Source organism: Pseudomonas luteola NBRC 103146 (assembly GCF_002091675.1).
GTDB classification, from domain to species: domain Bacteria; phylum Pseudomonadota; class Gammaproteobacteria; order Pseudomonadales; family Pseudomonadaceae; genus Chryseomonas; species Chryseomonas luteola.
In genome coordinates, this window is record NZ_BDAE01000067.1 from 1 (window position 1) to 2,290 (window position 2,290).

Annotated in this window: 5 protein-coding genes; all 5 read right to left on the bottom strand. The window is 52.5% G+C overall.

Annotation, left to right across the window (positions count from 1 at the left end):
* Window positions 1–343: 343 nt before the first annotated feature.
* Window positions 344–505: a hypothetical protein gene (locus PLU01S_RS25910; RefSeq protein ID WP_159435141.1), complete on the bottom strand. Its 162-nt coding sequence runs from the start codon at window positions 503–505 to the stop codon at window positions 344–346.
* A gap of 12 nt (window positions 506–517) precedes the next feature.
* Entirely contained in the window at window positions 518–706 is a 189-nt protein-coding gene (locus PLU01S_RS24975) for a hypothetical protein (protein WP_139208992.1), read from the bottom strand.
* A gap of 14 nt (window positions 707–720) precedes the next feature.
* Window positions 721–927 carry a hypothetical protein gene (locus PLU01S_RS24980; protein WP_074830742.1) on the bottom strand — a complete coding sequence of 69 codons (207 nt, stop codon included), beginning with the start codon at window positions 925–927 and terminating at the stop codon, window positions 721–723.
* A gap of 7 nt (window positions 928–934) precedes the next feature.
* Window positions 935–1,552, bottom strand: coding sequence for an ERF family protein (locus PLU01S_RS24985; protein WP_074830745.1), 618 nt, complete (start codon window positions 1,550–1,552; stop codon window positions 935–937).
* 173 nt (window positions 1,553–1,725) lie between these two features.
* Window positions 1,726–2,124: a DUF2528 family protein gene (locus PLU01S_RS24990; protein ID WP_074830748.1), complete on the bottom strand. Its 399-nt coding sequence runs from the start codon at window positions 2,122–2,124 to the stop codon at window positions 1,726–1,728.
* Window positions 2,125–2,290 lie beyond the last annotated feature (166 nt).

The window sequence follows — 2,290 nt, forward strand, 5'->3', positions numbered from 1 at the left end:
TCAATAGCGCTTTGTACGTCTCCAGCCTTTAGCTCGGAGAGTGCGTTCTGAATGGTCTTCTTCAGTTCTGCAACCTGCTCAAGCGCTATGTCTCGTTCGGCTTCCCGGGTGGCTATCTCTTCTTCTAGCGTGTCGATGGTATTCATATCTGCCTCTGCCATATGTTGGCGTTATTGAAGTGTTCCCATTTCACTTGCCTACACCGCATCGCTGCTATGTTCTCCAGCTCTACGCCAGCGTCTGAGGTGAGTACGATCCGATACCGAACACCGGTAGGGACATGCAGCCACACACAAGCCTCAACGGCCTGCGCTGATTCTCTTAACGTTGTCATGGGGTGTGCCTATGCGGTTAGCAGGTAACGCTGAGGTATGCCGTTCTGCTCGAATTCCTTGACCTTCTTGCGCAACTTGTCGGCATCAAGGTCCATAACGTAGGCAATGAGCTTCCAGGTGAAGCCTTCGGCGTGCATCTCGTACGCCTTCACGAGTTGATCTATGGTCATGGTCGCCTCCAACTACTGGGCGCTGAATTCCGGTGTTCCAGGCAGCTTGAAATGGGTTCGGATGTTGTAACGGTCTGCCGAGGGTAGGCAGTAACCCAACTCAGTCACTTGCCGGCCGCTGGCTAGATACGCTTCAAGGGCTTGAGCAAGATGCTCACGAGAGGGCTGACGCTGGGTAATTGCGCGGGTGTCTACAAGCATGATGAGCACCAAAGTTAAATATGGCTCCAGCGCCGGAAGCTCACGATCTGCAATACAGCGCTTTCCGATACTTCAAACTTCTCGGCAAGAGCCTTGGTGCTGGCAATTGAGTTGATTCGTTCGATCTCAGCCTTACGCCACTCATAAAGGTCACGCATGGCATGTACGTCGGCTTCGGTCAGCTTTGTGTTGTGATGAGAGTTACCGGGCTGGAAGGGCATAGATCACCTACGCTGCATTGCCTTGGGGTTGATGCTTCTTGATGTAGTCCATAGCGCCTGCGAACTTCTCTAAAGGCAGCTGGCTAAGGTCTTTTATCTTGGAGAGCTTGCAGAAATCTTCATCGCTCATGCCGGCTGCTAAGAGTGCATTAGAAAGAGATCTATGCTCAGCTTCACCTATTCGCGGCTTTGGTGCGGGTACGCTTTCTGGCTTACTTTTCGTATTGGCTGGTTGTCGATAAGGCTGCATAGCCGCCTCACCATCATCATCTTCAGGTGCAATTCCACACGCGGCCATTAGGCTAAAACGCCTTGCGTATGTCAGCGCGGAGCCATAACCCTGCGGGTCTTGCTTCTGAGCGGGAACATGGAAGATACCGCCGCTCATCTTCTCTCCAGACTCATGGATGAATAGGGTTTCGACGGTCACGCCTTTGTCGTCAGGATGAGTGACTTGCAGCAGGCCAATACCGTTGTTATTCAAGGCATCGATGACCGCCTCAATGCAGCCATCCAGTCGTACGTACCGTGACTTGAAAGCCGGGTTGACGCTGGTTTTGAGCGCAGGACCGAAGGCCATCTGAGCCTTGACGAACGCTGCGAAGATTTTGGTTTGTTCAGACATGATTTCTCCAGGCAGCCGAATCATGCATGGCTGCATAAAGGGGAAGAGGGAGAGGGGGTGTTAAGCGGTAACGCGTCCAGCCACACCCATGCAAACAATGACGAGTGTGTAGAGAGAGATTGATGTGAAGCAGCCTTGCCAGATTAGGCGGCGGCGGAGAGCTTGGCGGGTGGTCATTCAGCGCACTCCTCAAGCTCTACGTCATCAAATCCGACACCATCAACCGATGCTGATACAACGCGAATGCCAACCCTGCCAAAAGGTGTGCCGTCATAGCCTGCCCAGCCTTCTTCGTTCTGGAGTTGTTCAGTCCATAGCTTTCCAACTGCCTGTCCATGCTGAAAAGATGACCCGCCTTCACTCAGCATTAGGCTGATCATTCGAGATCCGAATAGGCGTATCAGAGCGAGCTGATCTGATCCTGACTCAGCGTCTCTGAATTCATCAGCGCCTGACCAGAAGTCGATATGATCCTTGGCGTGCTCTGGGGTGAGAATGTCAAAGTCAACCTCAAGCTGAACTTCGTAATCACCCCATGTTTGCCGGACTACATAGCTTTTAATGTCACTCATGCCGCCACCTCCAAACCATTCAACCGAACCCAATACTGATCAAACACCCGCTCGCTGATGTCGCCATGCCTAAAGGCAAACACCAGAAGGCTTGCTGCTAGCTGCCGTCCTACGCTAGTGGTCGATACAATCCAGACATCAAGGATCTTGCAGGCTGATTGCTCAC

Coding starts and splice junctions, on each gene's coding strand:
- PLU01S_RS25910 (WP_159435141.1), bottom strand. CDS start 505: ATGACCATAGATCAACTCGTGAAGGCGTACGAGATGCACGCCGAAGGC.
- PLU01S_RS24975 (WP_139208992.1), bottom strand. CDS start 706: ATGCTTGTAGACACCCGCGCAATTACCCAGCGTCAGCCCTCTCGTGAG.
- PLU01S_RS24980 (WP_074830742.1), bottom strand. CDS start 927: ATGCCCTTCCAGCCCGGTAACTCTCATCACAACACAAAGCTGACCGAA.
- PLU01S_RS24985 (WP_074830745.1), bottom strand. CDS start 1,552: ATGTCTGAACAAACCAAAATCTTCGCAGCGTTCGTCAAGGCTCAGATG.
- PLU01S_RS24990 (WP_074830748.1), bottom strand. CDS start 2,124: ATGAGTGACATTAAAAGCTATGTAGTCCGGCAAACATGGGGTGATTAC.